Source organism: Ruegeria sp. CDSA246, from assembly GCF_059611225.1.
In genome coordinates this window covers 1-20,109 of sequence record NZ_JBXWPD010000028.1, presented here as the reverse complement: position 1 = coordinate 20,109, position 20,109 = coordinate 1, and the positions used below count along the sequence as shown (strand labels likewise).

At 57.8% G+C, this 20,109-nt stretch carries 19 protein-coding genes; 6 read left to right on the top strand and 13 right to left on the bottom strand.

All coding sequences use genetic code 11. From position 1 onward, the window contains the following. Nucleotides 1-460: hypothetical protein (locus AC2FI9_RS21840; protein ID WP_496770728.1), on the top strand; the 460-nt coding region annotated here is incomplete at its 5' end. Between the two features lie 218 nt (nt 461-678). On the opposite strand, the gene AC2FI9_RS21835 is transcribed toward AC2FI9_RS21840, so the two are convergent. From AC2FI9_RS21835 to AC2FI9_RS21785, 11 genes are all read right to left on the bottom strand, one after another. Continuing rightward, nucleotides 679-1,131 carry an SRPBCC family protein gene (locus tag AC2FI9_RS21835; RefSeq protein WP_496770726.1) on the bottom strand — a complete coding sequence of 151 codons (453 nt, stop codon included), beginning with the start codon at nt 1,129-1,131 and terminating at the stop codon, nt 679-681. Nucleotides 1,132-1,237: 106 nt separating this feature from the next. Beyond that, a complete protein-coding gene (locus AC2FI9_RS21830; RefSeq protein ID WP_496770724.1) occupies nt 1,238-2,050 on the bottom strand; it encodes an XdhC family protein in 813 nt (270 codons plus the stop codon). An 11-nt stretch (nt 2,051-2,061) separates the two neighbouring features. Next, entirely contained in the window at nt 2,062-3,249 is a 1,188-nt protein-coding gene (locus AC2FI9_RS21825; protein ID WP_496770722.1) for a vWA domain-containing protein, read from the bottom strand. Next, nucleotides 3,249-4,115, bottom strand: a complete 867-nt coding sequence (locus AC2FI9_RS21820; protein WP_496770720.1) for an AAA family ATPase — start codon at nt 4,113-4,115, stop codon at nt 3,249-3,251. Before AC2FI9_RS21820 ends, AC2FI9_RS21825 begins: the two co-directional genes overlap by 1 nt. A gap of 105 nt (nt 4,116-4,220) precedes the next feature. Beyond that, nucleotides 4,221-6,638 (bottom strand): aerobic carbon-monoxide dehydrogenase large subunit, encoded by a 2,418-nt coding sequence (locus AC2FI9_RS21815; protein ID WP_496770718.1) that lies wholly within the window; start codon nt 6,636-6,638, stop codon nt 4,221-4,223. Beyond that, nucleotides 6,635-7,129, bottom strand: coding sequence for a (2Fe-2S)-binding protein (locus AC2FI9_RS21810; RefSeq protein WP_496737340.1), 495 nt, complete (start codon nt 7,127-7,129; stop codon nt 6,635-6,637). The genes AC2FI9_RS21815 and AC2FI9_RS21810 overlap by 4 nt, the downstream gene beginning before the upstream one ends. A 14-nt stretch (nt 7,130-7,143) precedes the next feature. Then, nucleotides 7,144-7,977 (bottom strand): FAD binding domain-containing protein, encoded by an 834-nt coding sequence (locus AC2FI9_RS21805; protein WP_496770716.1) that lies wholly within the window; start codon nt 7,975-7,977, stop codon nt 7,144-7,146. A 139-nt stretch (nt 7,978-8,116) separates the two neighbouring features. Further along, a complete protein-coding gene (locus AC2FI9_RS21800; protein WP_496770714.1) occupies nt 8,117-9,214 on the bottom strand; it encodes an MHYT domain-containing protein in 1,098 nt (365 codons plus the stop codon). A gap of 140 nt (nt 9,215-9,354) precedes the next feature. Then, nucleotides 9,355-10,362, bottom strand: coding sequence for an ABC transporter substrate-binding protein (locus AC2FI9_RS21795; protein WP_496770712.1), 1,008 nt, complete (start codon nt 10,360-10,362; stop codon nt 9,355-9,357). Next, the gene (locus AC2FI9_RS21790; RefSeq protein WP_496770710.1) at nt 10,341-11,708 is read right to left on the bottom strand and encodes a sensor histidine kinase; all 1,368 of its coding nucleotides are present in this window, start codon (nt 11,706-11,708) and stop codon (nt 10,341-10,343) included. Before AC2FI9_RS21790 ends, AC2FI9_RS21795 begins: the two co-directional genes overlap by 22 nt. Further along, on the bottom strand, nt 11,698-12,366 hold the full coding sequence (locus AC2FI9_RS21785; protein ID WP_496741847.1) for a response regulator transcription factor: 669 nt from the start codon (nt 12,364-12,366) through the stop codon (nt 11,698-11,700). Before AC2FI9_RS21785 ends, AC2FI9_RS21790 begins: the two co-directional genes overlap by 11 nt. A 108-nt stretch (nt 12,367-12,474) precedes the next feature. Between AC2FI9_RS21785 and AC2FI9_RS21780 the strand changes: the two genes are divergently transcribed. The 5 genes from AC2FI9_RS21780 (at nt 12,475) to AC2FI9_RS21760 (ending at nt 17,470) form a co-directional block, all read left to right on the top strand. Beyond that, complete coding sequence (locus tag AC2FI9_RS21780) at nt 12,475-13,452, top strand: tripartite tricarboxylate transporter substrate binding protein (protein WP_058275185.1); 978 nt, start codon at nt 12,475-12,477, stop codon at nt 13,450-13,452. 69 nt (nt 13,453-13,521) lie between these two features. After that, on the top strand, nt 13,522-14,004 hold the full coding sequence (locus AC2FI9_RS21775; RefSeq protein WP_496727345.1) for a tripartite tricarboxylate transporter TctB family protein: 483 nt from the start codon (nt 13,522-13,524) through the stop codon (nt 14,002-14,004). Nucleotide 14,005: 1 nt separating this feature from the next. Then, nucleotides 14,006-15,517 carry a tripartite tricarboxylate transporter permease gene (locus tag AC2FI9_RS21770; protein WP_058275183.1) on the top strand — a complete coding sequence of 504 codons (1,512 nt, stop codon included), beginning with the start codon at nt 14,006-14,008 and terminating at the stop codon, nt 15,515-15,517. Continuing rightward, on the top strand, nt 15,507-16,694 hold the full coding sequence (locus tag AC2FI9_RS21765) for a CaiB/BaiF CoA transferase family protein (RefSeq protein ID WP_496770708.1): 1,188 nt from the start codon (nt 15,507-15,509) through the stop codon (nt 16,692-16,694). Before AC2FI9_RS21770 ends, AC2FI9_RS21765 begins: the two co-directional genes overlap by 11 nt. Beyond that, nucleotides 16,691-17,470, top strand: coding sequence for a citryl-CoA lyase (locus AC2FI9_RS21760; protein ID WP_496727307.1), 780 nt, complete (start codon nt 16,691-16,693; stop codon nt 17,468-17,470). The genes AC2FI9_RS21765 and AC2FI9_RS21760 overlap by 4 nt, the downstream gene beginning before the upstream one ends. A 4-nt stretch (nt 17,471-17,474) precedes the next feature. Here AC2FI9_RS21760 and AC2FI9_RS21755 read toward each other — a convergent pair whose 3' ends face one another. Next, a complete protein-coding gene (locus AC2FI9_RS21755) occupies nt 17,475-18,989 on the bottom strand; it encodes a heme biosynthesis protein HemY (RefSeq protein ID WP_496727306.1) in 1,515 nt (504 codons plus the stop codon). A gap of 10 nt (nt 18,990-18,999) precedes the next feature. Then, nucleotides 19,000-20,109, bottom strand: a 1,110-nt coding sequence (locus AC2FI9_RS21750) for a COG4223 family protein (protein WP_496770706.1), incomplete at its 5' end; no start/stop codon positions are given.

Sequence of the window (20,109 nt, the reverse complement as noted above, 5' to 3'; positions counted from 1 at the left end):
TCTCATCCAAGCATTCGGAGCAAATAGTGACGCTGGTACGCGCCACTTTATCTCCCACGGTAACACCGAAGGAAGAATACAGACGTTTGACGGCCTGGAATACATCGCCTCGCACAATGATCTCATCCAAACTTTCAAAGCCGATGCCGAAGCAGGTGCAAATCACTTTATTTTCCACGGTCGCGCAGAGGGTCGCGAAACCGCATTCGATGGTCTGGAGTATATTGCTTCGCACGTCGATTTGATCAATGCGTTTGGGGCTGATTCAGATGCAGGCGCGACACATTTTATTGCACATGGTGTTCAGGAGGGGCGAAGCAAAGACACCTTTGACGCTGAAACTTACCTGGCAAACTATGCGGACCTACAGGCTGCATTCGGAAATGACCATCAAGCAGCGACCGAGCATTTCATAAACCATGGCTACTTTGAAGGCCGATCGGACGATTTTCTATTCTAGCCCGCGACAAAATACTGACGCAAATAAGTACCGGAACTAAGACAACAGAGCCAATTGAGAATTGCGAAACAAATTACTTTATTGAAATCTGTTTAACCTTGTAAGCCAGCCTTAGTTTACGCCCGAAAGAAAAGCGCGACAGGGGTTTATCCCTGTCGCGGCAGCTTCGCATATGTTGTCGGTTTATTCCAAAAAGAGCGTCAGCGTAGGACTTGGCTTCAAGTAACGGATTGTTCAGAAACAACCTCGCCAAACCGGGTAAAAAATTTGCCCGACAGCTTTTTTGCCGTTCCAGCGATCAGGCGGCTGCCCAATTGGGCGATTTTTCCACCAACATCGACCTTGGCAGTATAAGCCAAAACAGTTTCGTCCCCGTCTTCGGTTAGCGTCACGTCGGCACCGCCCTTGGCAAATCCGGCAGCGCCACCCTTGCCTTCCCCGGTCAAAGAAAACCCGTCTGGAGCATTACTGTTGTCCAGAGTCACAGCGCCCGCAAACCGGGCTTTGACGGGTCCGATCTTCAGGACCACCTTGGCTTCCAGATCTTCGGGTGAATTCTGGATCAGCTCTTCGCATCCCGGGATGCATTCCTGCAGGATTTCGGGGTTATTCAGAGCCTTGTAAACCACATCCCGCGGTGCAGAGATGCGGACTTCGTCACTCAGTTCCATTCAATTTTCCTTTGTTCAACAGCATCTTGGATAAACCAGAAGTGCGGTCTCTGTCGCCTCTTCCGGAGTTTGTTCGGGACGCGCGGGCCACAGGGACCTCAGGCGCTTAAGCACGTTTCTCATCATGGGACTCCGTTTTGGATTTGTCACTGTTTCGCCAAAGCACAATTTCAGCCAGGATCGACACGGCGATCTCATGCGGGTCGATCGCGTGGATGTTCAGACCTGCCGGTGACTTCAGCCGCGCAGCTCGTATCGGGTCCAAACCTTGCGATATCAGCTTGGCCACCAGCGTTTCGGCCTTGCGATGGCTGGCCACCATCGAAACCCGCTTGGCGTCCGTTTGCAGAGCGGCGGCCAGGGCCGCGGCATCCCCTTGTCCTTGCGAAGCCACGACAACGAAATCCCGCGGCTCGACCCCCAGGTTTTGGACGGAATCCAGAGTGAACCGTTGAAAGTCACCTTTAGTCTCTGACCCATCACTAAGGCACACGCGAAACCCAGCCAGTGCCCCATGGGCGGCCAGTGCCACTGCAATCAGAGACTCGCCGAAAATCACTAATCGAGGTGCGTGCTGATACGGCTCGACAAGCAGATCGACAGTGCCGCCGGACGGGCAACCGCTTTTGAACGTCTGAATGCCATCAGGATCGGCCATGTTCACCACCTTTTCCGAAGGTTTGACCCGGATCATTTGCGGTGAACCACTGGCCAACGCCTGCTGGGCCGAGGATCGAACCGCACGTTGAACGCAGCCCCCGCCCAAATGGCCCAGGATCCGTCCATCTTTTGTAATCGCAGCCTTGCCCCCGGCTTTCGCCGAAGTTGCATCCGCAGTCCGCAACACCGTGGCCACGCAAAAGGCTTCATCAGTTTTGCGCAGCTGCTCAATCGTGTCGAATATGTCGAAGCTTGCCATTTGGGCTCCTTTCACAGCTTACGGAATTGCGGCTCTAGCGCCGCCAGCGCCTCAAGCGTGTTTGCGGGCAGGTGCGCGTCCAGATACGGCTCAGCTGCCTGCATTGCGGCGGCAATGGGCTGGTAGTCACGCCAGCCTTTCAACGGGTTCAGCCAGACGATCCGCCGGGCCTTGCGTCGAATCCGGGCCAATACATCGCCCAGCGCTTGCGGGTCCGAGCTGCAATACCCGTCAGACAGGATCAGTACGATGGTCCGACCGTTCAGTGCGCGCGCGCCATATCCATTTAGAAAATGCTCAAGACTGCCTGAGATATCCGTGCCTCCGCCAAACCCTTCGGCCATCAGCGACAACCGCCCTGCTGCGCGCAGCGAATCGTGGTCGCGCAACGCATCCGTGACGCGCATCAAGCGCGTATGGAACAGATATGCGTCAGCTTCGGTTCCTGTGCCAATCAAGCCTTTCAGGAAAGCCAGAAAGACGCGCGAGTATACAGTCATTGACCCGCTTACATCGCACAGTGCAACGATCCGCATCGGACGCGGTGGGCGGGCGCGACGATACAGTTCCATCGGCTCACCGCCCCGTGCAAGGCTGGCGCGCTGTATCCGGCGCATGTCCAGAGCAGGCCCCTTTAGCGCTTTTTTCCGCCGGCGCGAGCGGCGGTCGCGGATGGCGCGCGCCAGCGCTGTCGCCGCTTGTTCGGCCTGCTTCAGTGCGTCTTGATCCATCAGTTCACGCAAATCCCGACGCGACAGGTTGGCCGTACGGGTCGCAATCAGCTTACCGTCTCTCCCCACGGCCTCCCCGTCGCCGGCATCAGGGGTTGCGTCCTGATCCGAATCGGAACTGGTCTCCTGGATGTCTTGGCTTTCTTGCTGCCAGATCATCGGCTTGGCGGATTGCACCCGAACATGCGCAGTTTGCGCCACTCCGGTCCGTTGTTTCCCTGCATTTAGCCAATATGCATCGAAAAGATCGTCAAACCGTCGCCAGTCTTCCGCGTCACCGGCCAGCAAGACACACAGCGCTTGTCTGGCCTGCGGCAGATCCGTCGCCTCTACTTCCGCCAGCACCGCCAAGGCATCCCCGGTCTCTGCCGGTCCGACGCGCATCCCGTTCATGCGCAAATGTGCAATGAAACCAGACATGCGGTCCGCCAGACCAGAGGCACGAGAAGGGAACCGGGTGACCTGCATCACGCCACCTTTCCAATCAGGCGATCCATCACTTCAGGCGGGGCCGCGTCATAATCGGCTGCTGTTTTCAGAAGACAGACAAGAGTCGCCTGAACCTCTTCGCGGGACTGCGCCATGTCGTTAACACCCAATCCTGAAAGGGCTGCCGCCCAGTCCAGCATCTCGGCAATGCCGGGAGTCTTCTCCAAGTCTTCATTGCGCAAAGCCTGCACGACGCCAACAATCTGGCGTGCCAACTGCCCTTCAACCTGGGGCATGCGGGCTGTCAAGATTGCTATTTCGGTTTCACGCGACGGGTAGTCAAGGAAACTGTACAGGCACCGGCGGCGCAGTGCATCGGACAAGTCCCGCGTGCCATTCGCCGTCAGAATAACGGTCGGCTTTGTACGCGCCGGGATCGTGCCCAGTTCGGGAATTGTGATTTGGAAGTCCGAGAGGATTTCCAACAAATACGCCTCGAACTCTTCGTCGGCCCGGTCAATTTCATCAATTAGCAAAACCGGAGGGGCATCTTGCGAGATGGCCTCTAACAAGGGACGTTTCAGCAGATATTCATCTGAGAAAAGCTGTGCTTCGCTCGTTCCACCCTGCGCCTCGCTCGCTCGGATCGCCAGAAGCTGACGCTGATAGTTCCATTCATAAATGGCATGACTGGCATCGAGCCCCTCATAACATTGCAGCCGGATCAGCCGGGCGTCCTGCCACGCAGCGAGGGCCTTGGCCACTTCGGTCTTTCCAACGCCAGCAGGACCTTCCAACAACAATGGCCGCCCAAGTTGCTGTGCCAAATGCAGCGCCATCGCCAACCGGTCATCGGAAACATAGCCCTGCGCGGCCAATCCATTCTGAACATCACTCAAAGTCAAAACCAGGATCCAATCTTCATCTGGCCAAAAATATCCCGGGGGAGGTTCGGAGGGGGTAAAACCCCCTCCGTTCGGTCGGACCGGCAACAGCCGGTTCGAAACCGTTTACCCGTGCATCCCCAACCCATTGGCGATCTTCCAGATCCGCCAATGATCATGCGGCATATGGCTTTGCACCAACCCAAAGGGCCGGAACGCATCATGCACCGCGTTCGAGAACGCAGGTACACCGCCGACGTTCGGGCTCTCACCCACGCCCTTGGCACCGATCGGATGATGCGGGGACGGCGTCACCGTGTGATCAGTGGTGTAGTTGGGCGTCTCCCATGCCGTGGGCAGGAAGAAGTCCATCAGGGTTCCGGTCTTCACGTTGCCCATCTCATCATAGGCAATCTCCTGACCCATCGCGATGGCCAGCGCCTCGGTCACGCCACCATGGACCTGCCCTTCGATGATCATCGGGTTGATCCGGGTTCCACAGTCGTCCAGTGCGTAGAACTGCCGAACGTCCCATTCGCCGGTATCCACGTCGATCTCCATAACGCAGACATAGGCGCCGAACGGGTAGGTCATGTTTGGCGGGTCATAGTAGCTGACGGCCTCCAAACCGGGTTCCAGCCCTGGGATCGCCTGATTGTAAGCGGCGAAAGCGATTTCCTTCATCGTCTTGAATCGCTCTGGCGCACCTTTGACCGAGAACCGGTCTACGTCCCACTCGACATCGTCGTCATGGACCTCAAGCAGGTAAGCCGCGATCATCTGCGCCTTGGCGCGGATTTTACGCGCTGCCATCGCTGTTGCAGCACCCGCCACAGGCGTGGAACGAGAGCCGTACGTCCCAAGGCCGTAAGGCGCGGTGTCCGTGTCACCTTCCTCCAGCGTGATGTCGTCGGCAGGCAAGCCGATCTCACTAGCGATGATCTGGGCAAAAGTCGTGGCGTGACCCTGACCCTGGCTGATGGTCCCCAACCTTGCAATGGCGGAACCGGTTGGGTGAATCCGGATTTCGCATGAGTCGAACATACCCAACCCAAGGATATCGCAGTTCTTAACCGGTCCGGCCCCGACGATTTCGGTGAAATGCGTCAGGCCGATGCCCAGCAGTTTGCGGGTCTTTCCGGCTTTGAAGTCCTCAATCCGTTGAGCCTGTTCTGCGCGCAAGCCGTCATAATCGACGGCCTTCAGTGCCTTGTCCCAAGCGGTGTGATAGTCGCCCGAGTCATATTCCCAACCCAGCGCCGATTGATACGGGAACTGATCTTTGCGGATAAAGTTGATCCGGCGCAGCTCGGCCGCGTCCATGTTCAGCTTGATGGCCAGAACCTCGATCATCCGTTCGATGAAATAGGCCGCCTCGGTCACGCGGAAGGAACAACGATAGGCAACACCGCCCGGTGCCTTGTTGGTGTAAACCCCATCCACAGCCAGATAGGCAGTTGGGATGTCATATGACCCAGTGCAGATGTTCATGAAACCAGCCGGGAATTTGGTCGGGTCGGCACAGGCGTCAAATCCACCATGATCCGCCGTGGTATGACACCAAAGGCCAGTGATTTTGCCATCCTTGGTCGCAGCGATCTTGCCCTGCATCCAGTAATCGCGGGCAAAGGCGGTGGACATCAGGTTTTCCATCCGGTTCTCAACCCATTTCACTGGTTGGCCGGTGACAATCGAGGCGACGACCGAGCAGACATAGCCGGCATAGGCACCAACCTTGTTACCAAAGCCACCACCGATATCAGGGCTGATGACTCGGATATTGTGCTCGGCCAGACCCGAGATCAGCGACACAACAGTCCGGATCGCATGGGGGGCTTGGAAGGTGCCATAGAGCGTCAGCTTGCCGGTGACTTTATCCATTGAAGCGACGCAGCCGCAGGTCTCCAGCGGGCATGGGTGGGTCCGATGGTAGTAAACCATCTCTTCGGCCACGACATCGGCCTCACCCAGAACTGCTTCGGTGGCGTCCTTGTCGCCCTGTTCCCACGTGAAGATGTGGTTGTGATGCTTGCGCGGGCCATGGGCACCCTCGGTCTGACCCGCAAGGTCTTCACGCAGGACAACGTCCGAATTCAGCGCCTCGAAAGGATCGGTCAGAACAGGCAGTTCTTCGTAGTCAACCTCGACCAGCTCTGCCGCATCTGCTGCGATGTACCGATTTTCGGCGACGACATAGGCGACTTCCTGACCCTGGAACAGAACTTTGCCATCGGCCAACACCATCTGCTTGTCACCTGCCAGCGTCGGCATCCAGTGCAAACCCAGCGGAGCCAGGTCCTCGGCCGTCAACACAGCAACAACGCCAGGCACGGCCAGTGCGGCGTCTTTGTTCACACTGACAACGCGGGCGTGGGCATAAGGCGAACGGACAAAGGCACCGAACAGCATCCCGTCCATCTTGATGTCATCGACGTAGTTGCCCTTGCCTTGGGTAAAGCGCACATCTTCGACGCGCTTGCGCGAACTGCCCATCCCTTTGAGGTTGGCGACGCGTTCTTCGGGGGTCAGAGTCTGGTCGTTCATTCCGCAGCCTCCTTCTGAGCGTTTAGCATGTCGGCAGATGCCGCGATCGCCTTGACGATGTTCTGATATCCGGTGCAGCGGCACAGGTTGCCGGACATGCCAAAGCGGATGTCTTCCTCGGACGGGTTCGGGTTTTCTTGCAGAAGACGATGCGCGCGGGTGATCATGCCCGGCGTGCAAAAGCCGCATTGCAGCCCGTGATGTTCGCGGAACATCTCTTGCAGAACCCCGAGGCTGCCGTCGTCATTGGTCAGCCCTTCGACAGTAGTGATATCGGCCCCGTTCACCTGTGCCACAAAGGTCGTACAGGACTTGACGGACTTGCCGTCGATATCCACGGTACAGGCCCCGCAATGGCTGGTTTCGCATCCGATATGCGGGCCTGTGATTTTCAAATCTTCCCGCAGGAAATGGATCAACAGCGTGCGCGGCTCGGCCAGACCTTCGACCTGCTTGCCGTTCACGGTGAGTTTTACGTGCATTTTTGACATCGTTGTTCCTCCCCTCAATCCGCGCGGCTTTGCGCGCGTTCGATGGCGCGGCGCAGCATCACAGCGGCCACGTGTTTCTTGAATTCGACGGGGCCACGATTGTCGGCCACCGGGTCGATGGCTTCGAGCATCGCGGCGACGCAGCCGCTGACGTCTCCGTCGGCCAGCGCATTGCTTGCGCTTTCAGACCAGACGGGTGTGTCCGCCAGATTGGTCATCGCGACGGAAGCCTGACCATTGCCGACCACCACCGCAGCTGCGGCCGTCGCGTAATCGCCGATCTTGCGTTTTTGCTTCTCATAGGCCTGGCCCACACCCGCGCCTGGAACCGGGATCGAAATACGGGTCAGGATTTCCTCATCGTCACGCGCAGTGAAATACGCAGCCTCATAAAACTCACGTGCGGCGATACTGCGGCGGCCATCCGGGCCAGACAGTTCGAACGTCGCGTTCAGGCATTGCATCAACCCCGGCATATCATTGCCCGGATCACCATTGGCGACGTTACCACCGACAGTTCCCACATAGCGCACCTGAGGGTCCGCAATCTGCAGCGCGGCCTCTCGGATCAACGGAATGGCTGTAGCCAAGCCGTCATGAGTGATCAGCTCATGCTGGGTCACCATTGCGCCAAGCGAAACCGTGTCGGCACCAACCTCGATGCCTTTGAGCTCTTCGATCGCTTGCAGATCAACCAGATGGCCCATCTCGGCCATGCGCAACTTCATCATCGGAATCAGGCTGTGCCCGCCTGCGATCACGCGCGCCTCGTCTCCATGTTCCTGCAAAATGCCAATGGCCGAGGCGATATCGCCTGGCCGGTGATACTCAAAACCGGCTGGTATCATGTTTTTCCTCCCTGGGTCCGGACGTTGTGCCTTGGGGGACCTGCGGTAAGAAAAGTACGGTAAGCTTGGCCATTCCAGCCAGTGAAAACGGGGCGCGCAGCTTGTTTCACCAAATGCGAATGGGCTGCACGAACTGCGACTACAGGCCCAGCGCTTCGCGTATGTCTGTCAGACGTGATCTGCTGACCGGCACCTTGGTCAACGCATCGACCCCGTCGAAGTAACAAGTGCCGTTGTCCTTGTGTCTTTCAAACCGCGAGACATGTTTAGGGTTCACCAGATAACTGCGATGAGCCCGCAAAAACCCGTCAGGCACCAGGCGCGATTCAGCTTCGGTAATAGACCACGGGCAGAACAGTTTCTCGGCGTTCATGTAGAGAACGGTATAGTGTCCTTCGGCCCGGATGGCGGCGATATTGGAAGGCTGGGCGAAAAAGGTTTGTCCTTCCCGCTCAAACGGAACCCCGGCCCGCAACGTGGGCTCTGGTTCCGGGGCAGGTGCTGGCGCGCTGGGCGATACGTCTGCTGCCGCAGGTTCGATGAAGGTGATGCCCGTTAGCAGGAATGCACCACAGATCAGGAACACGGAAACCGTGACCCCCATCGCCAGCACCTGATTGTTTAGCGCAGGTCCGGCGCGACCGGCGGTATCGCTTGCGACAAAATCAGTCAGGCCGGTGGCGACGAAGTGCATGGTGAATACCGCCAACCCGAAACACACCGTTCCCAGCAGAATATTGCGTTGCGTTCGGTTGTCATAGGCCGCCCAGATTGCCAGCACCGACAGAACGACCGAGGCTAGGGTCGAAATCACGACATCCCAAGCGTTGTAGACTGGGCGGCACAGCTCCATCCCGGCCATGCCGACATAGTGCATAACGACAATTCCAAGCCCCACGATCACTCCCGCACCGACAATCGTTCCCATCGTACGGGGACGGAAATGCAGGATCAGCAGTGCCAAACCAACCATCAGGATCGCAACCAGTGCGGAAATCAGGGTGATCAGGGCGTCATAATAAAACAGGATCGGCAACTGTAGCCCCAGCATGGCCACAAAATGCATCGACCATATTCCACCGCCCAGAATGATCGCGGCCAACGCCACGACCAGCTTGCGTTTTTGGTCGTCCAGTTTTGAGGCCCCATGCGTCAGATAAAGCCCGGTGAACCCGGCCATCATCGCAACGGCCAAAGACGCCGCCACAAGCCACGTGTTATGAGAGTAGTCCAACATTTGGATTTACACGCCCTCCCCGACGCGTGGGTGACGTTAGCAAACGGATTTAATTGGGACAATTACATGTTGGAAAGGAATTCCAACAGCATCGGTGCCGGTTTCGGTTTTTACCGACCCGTCGGCCTCAGGTTGCGGTGTTACTCCTGAATAACGGCATCTTCCCACGCAGAAAGGAACTTTGTTCGTTTCAACCCGTCAAGAAAGGTCAGTAACGCGGGATCAAGACCGATTGTCTCGCGCCCGTCTGAGCTATCACTCGGCTGCAAAAGAGGAAGCGGGCTGGCCCCTTCGACCACGGCTGGTCGCTCAGTTACGAGGTAACGTAACAGCATCTCCGCAGCTTTGGGTTCTGGGGTGGCATTCGAAACCATTGCCGTGCGCATCATAATTGTTTGAAAATCAGACGGTAACACGACCTCAAGTGCGTCTTTGCCCTCGGTGCGGACGGCGGCGTAACTGCCCAGAACATTGTAAGCAACCAGGATCGAGCCATCCGCTAGGTCATTGATCATTTCGCCCGAACAGCAATAAAGCCGCACATCCAGGCCGCCCATAACCTCCATCAAGCGCCAATACGTCTCAGACGCGCGCGCATCCTGGGTTGCAAACAGATATCCCAAACCAGACTGGCGCACGTCATAGGTGCCGACCTTGCCGCGAAATTCTTCGGGTCGTTTGCGCAAGGCCTCGATCAGACCTTGCCGGGTCTGGGGGATAGGCTGTCCTTCAAACGCGGTTCGGTTGATCACGATTGTCGCGGGTTCCGAGGTGAATGCGAAAAGGCTGTGGTGCCATTGTGCCCAGTGTGGCACCTGTACATCGTCAATAGGCAGGGCAAAGCCGTCATTTGCCAATTTCAATTGCAGGTCCATGGCACTGGAAATGATCACGTCGAAGGCATCGGGCGTTGCGCGGACTCGCCTGTTTATGTCAGCGGTTCCGGAGACGAGGTATTCGACACTAACCATAGGGTTTTCAGCGACAAAACCCTCGATCACCGGAGCGAACAAAACAGTATCGGTGCTGGAAATCACACGAAGGCGTGGTCCTTCGGCGCTTTCATTAAAGACCAGACGGTCTTCCCAATCGTCGGCCCATCCGAAGCAGGGAACAGCCAACAATATTAAAGCGATAAGATAACGCATGCGCCCCCCTTTGATCGGTTTTTGAGGATCAACGAACCTCCATGCGCCGTTGCCACATCCTGCGCGATCGTCAACCCCAGCCCGGACCCGATGGTCCCAACCGCGTTTTGTCCGCGTTCGAACCGGCGCGTCAGCGTAGCGATTTCATCGGGCGGAAAGCCAGGACCCGAGTCGCGCACCTGTATCTGGGGTTCGGGATGCGCGATGATCGTGATCTCAACAGCGCTGTCAGATGGCGCGTATTTCATCGCGTTATCAACCATATTTCGCACAGCATTCTGGATCAGGATCGAGTCGCCCGAGTAAGGAACCGACGGCTCACCCGACAGGGAAAGCGTCAACTCTTTCATTTCGGCAATCGGGATCAGACGCTGCACCAGATCGCGGATCAGAACGACCAGATCAATCTCTTCACGTTCCAAATGATCCGCCCGAAAGGTGATCATGGCGTGATCCAGCAACTGCCCCGCTGCACGTGAGCTTTCGTCGATGGCCCGCACCATGGCCTTCAAGGCCTCGCGGTTATCTTCGCGATCAACACGATGAAGGGTTGCCTCGGCATATGACCTGACGGTCGCAAGCGGCGTTCGCACCCGGTGCGCGGCTTCGGCGATAAAGTCCTCGGATTGGCTAAGCGATTGGTCCAGACGACCCATGAGCGAGTTCAGCGACGTCACTAGCGGCGCCATCTCTTTCGGTACGGGTTTTTTGAACGGACTTAGATCCTGCGGACCTCTGCGTGTGACCGAGGTCGTCAGTTTGTTCAACTGGCCGATCGTTGAGGATGTCACCCAGAACGATAGCGCGGCGGTCAACAGAAAGAACCCGATCCCCAAATATGCCGCGTTGCGTGAAATCTGGTCCAGCGTATCCGACAACGCGTCTTGTGTTTGCCCCAACGCGACCTCAATCTCAGTCTGGCGGCCCAAGCCGACAAGCGTTCGGCTGGCGCTGACCTGGCGGACACGTTCGCCGCGCACCTCGCCGGTTTGAAAGGCCCATCTACCTTCAATCGGGCCATCTGTTAGGCTCAGATCATCGTAGCCGGACAGGAATTCTCCATCCTGATAAATGGCATAGAACACCCGGTCATCCGACGGCGTGCTGAGCATAGAAAACGCGGCATAGGGGATATCCACCTCAAGCTGACCATCCCTGAGTGCGGCAGCATCAAGGATTGAAGAGACGGACGCCCCCAATATATCGTCCTGACCCTGCTGGGCGACCTTTGCAGCATAGCTGCGCACCGTCAGGAACAAGAGAATCGCCAGGACCGCTGCTCCGCCGATCAGCGTCAACACCAGTCGGTTTCTTAATGATCCCGAAACGGTTGGACTAGTCGTCATGATCCAACCTGTATCCCAGCCCGCGCAACGTAGTGATTTTCATGCCGGATTTTTCAAGATGCTTTCGTAGGCGTCCGACATAGACCTCAATCGCATTGTCCGACACGTTGTCATCATACGAAAACAGCCTGTCTGCGAGTTTTTGCTTGGAAAACACCTGACCCGGCGCGTTGATGAACAGTTCGATCATTCTCAGCTCGCGATTGCGAAGCGACAGTGTTGCACCGTCGACGATCAAATGACCAGCAACCGGGTCAAAAACGATACCGCCGATTTCAATCGTCGATTTCGCGCTTCCGGACTTCCGACGCAGAACGGCGCGGCAGCGGGCTTCTAGCTCGGCATGGTCGAAGGGTTTGGTCACATAGTCATCCGCCCCCAGATCAAGCGAACCGATTCGATCCGAAACCTGACTGCGCGCGGTCAGAACGATCACCGGAGTATCCAAACGGCTGGCGCGATGTTGTCTGAGGAACTCGCGCCCGTCCCCATCGGGCAGCATAATGTCCAGAAGGATCAGATCGTATTCCTCAGTCGAAACAAAGGCCCGGGCGTCCTCTAAATTCGCTGCGTGATCAACGACATGGCCATCCAGCTGCATACGGGACCTGATCGCATTCGCGAGGTCGAGATTGTCTTCGACAAGCAGAAATTTCATGGGCTGCGGACAGTTTCTTTTTACATGACAGGTTGATGTCAGGTTGACGTGTTTAGGTGCAGGATAATCTGTGCCGCTGAGCGGCCAGTTGTCAAATGGGAGGACATAATGACAACATTTAACCTGGGCCGTCGGGCCCTGATCGCAGCTGTTGCAGCAATTGGTCTGGTTGGACCTGCCGCATCCGAAGAAGTCGTCGACAGCATCCACTTTCTGATCCCCGGCGGCGCCGGCGGTGGCTGGGACGGAACCGCCCGGGGAACCGGCGAGGCCCTGACCAATGCAGGTCTGGTCGGAACCGCGTCCTACGAGAACATGTCGGGCGGCGGCGGCGGTAAAGCCATCGGTTTCCTGATCGAAAACGCCGACAGCAACCACGGCACACTGATGGTCAACTCGACCCCCATCGTGATCCGCTCGCTGACTGGCGTGTTCCCACATAACTTCCGTGACCTGACGCTGGTTTCAGGCACAATCGGCGACTACGCGGCGATTGTTGTGGGCAAAGACAGCCCGATCAACTCGATGGCCGATCTGCTGGCCGCCTATGACGCTGATCCGGGTGCGACCGCAATCGGTGGCGGCTCGGTTCCGGGCGGCATGGACCATCTGGTCGCTGCAATGGTTATGGAAGCCGCTGGCAAGGACGCACTGGGCGTTAAATACATCCCTTATGACGCGGGCGGAAAAGCTATGGCTGCCTTGCTGTCGGGTGAGATCGCCGCACTGTCGACCGGTTTCTCGGAAGCCGTCGATCTGGCCAACGCGGGTGAGGTTAAAATCATCGGTGTGACCGCGGAGGAACGCGTTGATGCAGCACCTGACGCACAGACCATGAAAGAACAGGGCATCGACACCACTTTCGTGAACTGGCGTGGATTCTTTGCTGCCCCCGGCCTGCCCGAGGACAAGCTGGCCGCCTATCAGCAAGCCATCGCCAAGATGTACGATACGCCCGAATGGGAAGAGGTTCGTGCCCGTAACGGCTGGGTCAACATCCACAACTCGGGTGCCGATTTCGAAGCGTTTCTGGAAGGTCAGGAACAGCAGATCAGCGACCTGATGAAGAAGCTGGGCTTCCTCTAAAGCAATCTACGGCAGAGCGTTCGGTCGCTCTGCCGTCCCAAAGAACCAAGATACACGGGAGGGGACGTTATGGCGCTGGATCGTTGGATCGCGCTTATTTTGCTAGGTGTTTGCCTAACATATGGGTACACCGCCTGGTTCACGATGGACGGAAGTCTTCCTCCTTTCATGCAGAGAAATCCGATTTGGCCCAGCACGTTTCCAAAGGTGCTGTCTATTCTGGGCGTGGTCGCGTGTTCAATCATCCTGCTTGGCTTGGAAAAGAGCGAAGTCAAAGAGGCCGATATCGATTACCGCAGACTTGGGGAGTATCACCTGGGTCAGGCAATTTCTCTTCTTGTGCTGATGGTTGTCTATGCCCTGTGCCTGCGCCCGGTCGGTTTTCTGATCGCGACATCCAGTTTCCTGATCCTCGGGTCCTTCATTCTGGGCGAACGCAAGTGGCACATCATGCTGCCTGTCGCGTTCGTGGCAACCGGATCCGTCTGGTATCTGGTTCAGGAAGTTCTTGGAATTTATATGCGCCCCCTGCCGGGCGTGTTTGGAGGCTGACATGCTAGAAGGACTTCTGATCGGCCTGCAAACGGCATTCTCAATTCAAAACCTGCTGATGGTCGTAGCCGGATGCCTGATCGGCACGTTTATCGGCATGCTTCCGGGTCTGGGCCCAATGTCGATCATCGCAATCATGATCCCGGTTGCTATTTCGATGGGCGATCCATCCGCCGCACTGATCCTGTTGGCAGGCGTTTACTATGGCGCGATCTTCGGCGGCTCGACGTCGTCCATTCTGCTGAATGCGCCGGGGGTCGCGGGCACCGTGGCCTCAAGCTTTGACGGTTACCCAATGGCCCGGCAGGGGAAGGCGGGCAAGGCCCTGACCATCGCAGCAATCGCCAGTTTCGCAGGCGGCACGATCGGTGCCATTTTGCTGATGGTCTTTGCTCCGGCACTGTCTTCGGTCGCTCTGCTGTTCCATTCAGCCGAATACTTCGCGCTGATGGTGGTAGGTCTTTCGGCCATCGCAGCCTTTGCCGGTTCGGGGCAAGTGGCCAAGGCCATCATCATGACGACCATGGGATTGATCATGGCCACTGTCGGAGAAGGTGCCCTGTTCAATCTTCCGCGTTTCACAATGGGTATCATGGACCTGCAATCCGGGTTTGGCTTCATCACTCTGGCCATGGCGATGTTCGCCCTGCCCGAGGCGTTGTTCCTGGTGCTTAAACCCAAGGACCTGAAAGGTGATGACGGTAAGATCAAGGATCTGCGCATAACCAAGGCCGAGGCAAAGGCCATCACCCCGGTCATCGGCCGTCAATCGGTGCAGGGCTTCTTTATTGGCGTCCTGCCCGGCGCGGGCGCGACAATTGCAAGTTTCCTCGGCTATGCGGTGGAACGGAACATTGCCCCCAAGGATGAGCAGGAGGAATTCGGCAAAGGCTCGATCAAAGGTCTGGCCGCGCCTGAATCGGCGAATAATGCGGCTTGCACCGGATCTTTCGTGCCGTTGCTGACATTGGGCATTCCCGGTTCCGGAACGACCGCGATCCTGCTGGGTGCCTTGATTGCCCTGAACGTCACCCCGGGTCCGCGTCTTATGCTGGATGAACCTCAGATCTTTTGGGCGGTGATCATGTCGATGTTCATTGGCAACCTCGTCCTGCTGATCCTGAACCTGCCGCTGATCCCCTACATTGCCAAAGTGCTGGCAGTTCCGCGCAACTATTTGATCCCGTTCATTTTGTTCTTCACGCTGATGGGGGCCTATATTGGGCAGAACAATGCCACCGAATTGCTGATCTTGGTGGGTTTCGGCGTATGCGCAACGGCGTTGAAATTCGCAGACTATCCGCTGGCCCCCTTGCTAATCGGGTTCATCCTTGGCGGCATGATGGAGGATAACTTTTCGCGTTCGATGCAGCTCTATGATGGCATCGCGTTTATCTGGGAACGTCCGATGACCCTGGGACTGCTTGCCATTGCCGTCCTGCTGGTTCTGCTGCCCAGCTACCGCGCACGTCGTGCACGGGCACGGGCCGCTGGTGTGGCTGATGGGGACTGAACCGCTTAGGGGTGTTCGGATCCTTGATCTGACAAACGTGCTTGCTGGCCCGTATTGTTGTTACCAACTGGCTCTGATGGGGGCCGAGGTGATCAAGGTCGAACGCCCCAATAGCGGTGATCTGGCGCGTGTGCTTGGGGCTGATCCTGACCGGAACAAAGCCGGTATGGGGGTCAGCTTTCTGGCGCAGAACGCGCAGAAAAAATCGGTCACGCTGGATATGAAATCCATTCGGGGCAAGGCTCTGCTAAAGCAGCTTGTTAAAACGGCGGATGTTCTGGTTGAAAACTTCCGGCCCGGCGTGATGGATCGGTTGGGTCTGGGGTATGACGTTCTTCGTACCGAAAACCCTGCCTTGATCTATTGTGCAATCAGCGGGTTCGGGCAGGACGGTCCGCGCCGCGACGACCCGGCCTATGACCAGATCGTTCAGGGCATCAGCGGGGTCATGTCGATCACCGGCGCACCAGACACCGCGCCCTACCGCGTTGGCTATCCGCTGGCTGATACGGTCGGGGGGCTGACGGCCGCCTTTGCGGTGAGTGCCGCATTGAACGCAATTCCCCGTGGCGCGTTTCTGGATATTGCCATGTCCGAGGCCGTGATCTCGACCATGGGATGGGTTGTGTCCAACTACCTTGTCGGCGGTGTGATGCCCGGCGCGCATGGCAATGAAAACACAACCTCGGCACCGTCCGGTACCTTCGCCACATCCGACAGCCCGATCAACATCGCCGCCAATCGCGATGAACAATGGCAGGCGCTTGCCCGGCATCTTGGCCGCGAGGACCTGTTTGATGACCCTGACTATGCAACACGCGAAGATCGCAAACGAAACCGCCACGCTTTGCGGGATGAGCTGGAGAAATCGCTGAAATTGCGTCCCGCGAGCGAGTGGGTCAGCGAATTGAATGGCTTGGGCGTTCCCACGGGGCAAGTGCTGACAGTCCCCGAGGCGTTGGCGGACGAACAACTCTCTAACCGGGGGCTGATTGGATCTCTGCACGTGCACGGAGAGGACATGCAGCTGGCAGGCAGCCCCGTGGTGATGGACGGGCAGCGAAATATGCCGAAAGTCTCACCGCCGGAATTGGGCGCGGACAACGATTCAATCTGGTCCGAACTTAGCTTGTCACCGAATGAGATCAAGGAACTGGCTAAGGATGGTGTGATATGAGCGATGTTTCCGACTGGTGGAGCACATCTATCATTGACATGGAACCCGGACGCATCGCCCTGCGCGGTGAACCCATCGAGGACCTGATCGGCAACCTCAGTTTCGCTGAAATGATCTGGTTTCTGGTTCGCGGCAACCGCCCGTTACCCGCACAGGCAGATCTGTTCGAAGCGGCCCTGGTTGCCGCCGTGGATCATGGACCACAGGCACCTTCTATTGCGACGGCTCGGATGGCAGTGACCTGCGGTTTGCCTTTGAACAACGCAATGGCCAGCGCGGTGAACATGCTGGGCGACATCCACGGCGGCGCCGGTGAGCAGGCGGTTGAGCTGTATCACTTTGTCGGGTCCCACTCGGGCGGGATCGGTGCAGCGATTGACAACTGGATCGACGACCACGGAAAGATACTGCCGGGTTTCGGCCACCGGTTTCACACACCGACCGATCCACGCGCACCGCGACTGATGGCTCTGGTCGCTGAGGCCGTAGAACGCGGCGCCTGTGACGGACGTTTCCGGAAAATCGCGTTGGATATCGAAGCAGAGCTTGCACGTCGCAAAGGCAAACCCGTCCCGATGAACATCGACGGGGCCACGGCTGTCATCTACGCAGAGCTTGGGTTCGAACCACCGCTTGCGCGTGGTTTGTTTTGCCTCTCCCGGTCAGTCGGCATACTGGCACATGCGTGGGAGCAAATGCAGCAAGGTGGCCGCAACAAAGGCCCCACACCTCCGACGTACCGCTGGACTTATGTCAGGAACTCGCCTGAGGAATAGCGCGTCAGGCCTGTTTCTCGACCACGGGTTCGACGTCGGGGCGGACTGGTTCCACATCCAATTCGATGATCTCGGGATCAACCGGTTCCTCGACGTCTTCCACTTCAACCTCGACCTCAGCTTCCGGCTCGCTGCTGTCTTCCAACGCACCAACAATCAGAGGCAGCATATGGACACCCGTCGCGCTTGCGATTTCCGGCGTTTGCGGTGTTTGCCAGCTTAGCGTGTCAAAGCTGCTGCAGTTCTGACAGACCGGAGCCCACTCGGGCTGAATGTCATGACAATTGTCGCAGACCCATTGTGGCCCGCGCGGAGCAGTCAGCGCCTTGGCCAGCCAACCCTGTACCACTGCGTCCGAGGACCCCTCGCCCCGTTCAATAGCGGCCATCAACGTGTAACCGCGCGCATCCGCCTGCTTTTCGACCACATCGCCCAGCGCGCGGCGCGCCTCGGGGAAGTCTTCGGCCACGATGTTCAGCTCCGCCAAAATCAGACGGGTTTCCATATTCTCAGGGTGAATGCGGGTTAGCGCGGTAAAGCGTTTGATCCGTTCATGTGGCGTTTCATCCGGCGCAATCTCGGCAAAGACATGGGCCAGATCGGGGTGCGGCTGCACCTCCCACGCTTTTTTCAGGATCTTGGTCGCATTGCGCGGTTTGCCTTTCTCGATATAGGCGCGCGCTGCCATTGCAGCCGCCGGCACCAGATCAGGAGACAGGCGGTTCGCCTCAATCGCGCGCTCTTGCTGTTCAACCGTGGCGTTCTCGTCCAGAATTCCCTTGGCCTCGGACAGGGCCAGCACAGCATCACGGCGCTTGAACACGTCACGCGGCAGGTGGCCGGATTTCAACTTGGCTGTCAGTGTCGACCGCGCGCCTGCCCAATCTTGCGCCTTGGTCTGCAGACCCAGCAGAATGTCCTGTGTTTCCAGATGACGCGGTTTCATCGCCAACGCTTTTTCGGCCAGTTTGCGGGCGGTTTCGTCATCCCCTTCGGCCAGTTTCTGCTTCATGATCCCGCGCACACCGACAAAGCGAGTTGCATTATCCGTCACCAGTTTCTTGTAGGTGTCAGCCGCCTTTTGGGTATCGCCGTTCATCTCGGCAGCCTGGGCCACCAGCAGGTTGGTCAGCTCGGGTTTGTTCAAAAGCCGCTCCGCCTTGGTGGCCTTGTTCAAAGCCACACGACCTTCGCCCGAGGCCAGCGCCATCAGCCCATCAGACAACGCTTGATAACCGCGCTGCTCGCGGCTGCGGTCGAAATAGCGCGACAGGGCGGTTTCGTCCCCGTTGAGGAACTTCAGCGTGGCGATCAACAGGGTCAGCAGCTTGAACAAAAGCCAAACTGCAAAAACCAGAACGCCCAGCGCGATGACCGATTGCAACGGCCCCAGAGTGTACTCCGTCCCGCCAGCTGTGATCTGTACACCACCGCTGGTTTCCATGAGGAGCCCGGCACCCACGGCCAGAAGACCGATAATCGCAACAAAAACTAGAATCTTAAACAGTGACCACAGCATGGCAGGTCCTTCAGTTCGAGTTCACGCTAGGCTGAAGCGCATTGGCAGCATCCACCGCGGAAACCCGCGCCTGTGCTGCCTGCTCCCAATCAGCCATAGCTGCCTGCGCCGCTTCGGGCAGGGATTTAAGTTCGGTCAGGGCCGTTGAGACGTCGCCACTGGACAGAGCCGACTCAGCACGAGACAGGATCGCATCCGGGCCATCGCCATCTTGTGGGGTGACCGAACGCGCCCCGGTCTGTCGCTGCAGGAATGCCACCAGACCGGTGGCTTTGTCCGCATCCCGTGCCTCCGCCAACGCGGTTCGCGCAGCAGGTGAGAACGATGCCCGCAAGGTCGATACGCTTGCAACGCCCTTATCGGCAGGGCCCGATAGCGCCTCAGGCACATCAACGCCGCCTGCCTTCAGTTCGGCGACAAGGTCTGCGTAAGGCTGACCAGCATCCAGTTGACCATGCAGGCGCGACAGGATCGCCGCGTTGGTCGCTGCCAGAGCCTCTGCCGAGGCTTTCGCCTCAAGCGTTTGTGCGTCCGACACCATTTTTTCCACTTCGGCCCGCTGCGCCGCCAGTGAGTCCTGTAATTTCTTCAGTTCGGCCTCAAAGGCTGCCGACGCTTCGGGGGACGCGCCTTGGGTCAGCGCGTCGCTTTCAATTTTACTTAGGCGGCTGGCCAAAGGATCAATCTTGCCCGCCAACTCATCGACACTGGATTTGAGCGTATCCAGATCGGAGGTGATCGGTGTCACCTGATCGGTCAGCGCTGCAATCTTGCTGTCGACGCCAGATGTGTCGGACAGGGACTTGGTTAGTGCCTCGATCTGTGTGGACTGATCGTTGAGCTTCGCCTCAAGCGTGGTAAGCGCATCTGTATCGCTAGATCCAAACAAGCCCGCGCTGCCAGCTGCAAATCCAATTCCCGCCGCGATCACACCACCGAGCAAAGCGGGGACAAATCCACTGCGTTTTTCTTCCTGCTGCGGCTCTTCACGATGCGCTTCTTCCGGCGGAGCGGAGTTCTCTTCCTGGGTCAATTCCACAGCGGCTTCTGCTTCTGCTTCTGCTTCTGCTTCTGCTTCTGCTTCTGCTTCTGCTTCTGCTTCTGCTTCTGCTTCTGCTTC

Coding starts and splice junctions, on each gene's coding strand:
- AC2FI9_RS21755 (WP_496727306.1), bottom strand. CDS start 18,989: ATGCTGTGGTCACTGTTTAAGATTCTAGTTTTTGTTGCGATTATCGGT.
- AC2FI9_RS21835 (WP_496770726.1), bottom strand. CDS start 1,131: ATGGAACTGAGTGACGAAGTCCGCATCTCTGCACCGCGGGATGTGGTT.
- AC2FI9_RS21810 (WP_496737340.1), bottom strand. CDS start 7,129: ATGTCAAAAATGCACGTAAAACTCACCGTGAACGGCAAGCAGGTCGAA.
- AC2FI9_RS21825 (WP_496770722.1), bottom strand. CDS start 3,249: ATGCAGGTCACCCGGTTCCCTTCTCGTGCCTCTGGTCTGGCGGACCGC.
- AC2FI9_RS21785 (WP_496741847.1), bottom strand. CDS start 12,366: ATGAAATTTCTGCTTGTCGAAGACAATCTCGACCTCGCGAATGCGATC.
- AC2FI9_RS21770 (WP_058275183.1), top strand. CDS start 14,006: ATGCTAGAAGGACTTCTGATCGGCCTGCAAACGGCATTCTCAATTCAA.
- AC2FI9_RS21780 (WP_058275185.1), top strand. CDS start 12,475: ATGACAACATTTAACCTGGGCCGTCGGGCCCTGATCGCAGCTGTTGCA.
- AC2FI9_RS21805 (WP_496770716.1), bottom strand. CDS start 7,977: ATGATACCAGCCGGTTTTGAGTATCACCGGCCAGGCGATATCGCCTCG.
- AC2FI9_RS21815 (WP_496770718.1), bottom strand. CDS start 6,638: ATGAACGACCAGACTCTGACCCCCGAAGAACGCGTCGCCAACCTCAAA.
- AC2FI9_RS21765 (WP_496770708.1), top strand. CDS start 15,507: ATGGGGACTGAACCGCTTAGGGGTGTTCGGATCCTTGATCTGACAAAC.
- AC2FI9_RS21800 (WP_496770714.1), bottom strand. CDS start 9,214: ATGTTGGACTACTCTCATAACACGTGGCTTGTGGCGGCGTCTTTGGCC.
- AC2FI9_RS21795 (WP_496770712.1), bottom strand. CDS start 10,362: ATGCGTTATCTTATCGCTTTAATATTGTTGGCTGTTCCCTGCTTCGGA.
- AC2FI9_RS21790 (WP_496770710.1), bottom strand. CDS start 11,708: ATGACGACTAGTCCAACCGTTTCGGGATCATTAAGAAACCGACTGGTG.
- AC2FI9_RS21760 (WP_496727307.1), top strand. CDS start 16,691: ATGAGCGATGTTTCCGACTGGTGGAGCACATCTATCATTGACATGGAA.
- AC2FI9_RS21775 (WP_496727345.1), top strand. CDS start 13,522: ATGGCGCTGGATCGTTGGATCGCGCTTATTTTGCTAGGTGTTTGCCTA.
- AC2FI9_RS21830 (WP_496770724.1), bottom strand. CDS start 2,050: ATGGCAAGCTTCGACATATTCGACACGATTGAGCAGCTGCGCAAAACT.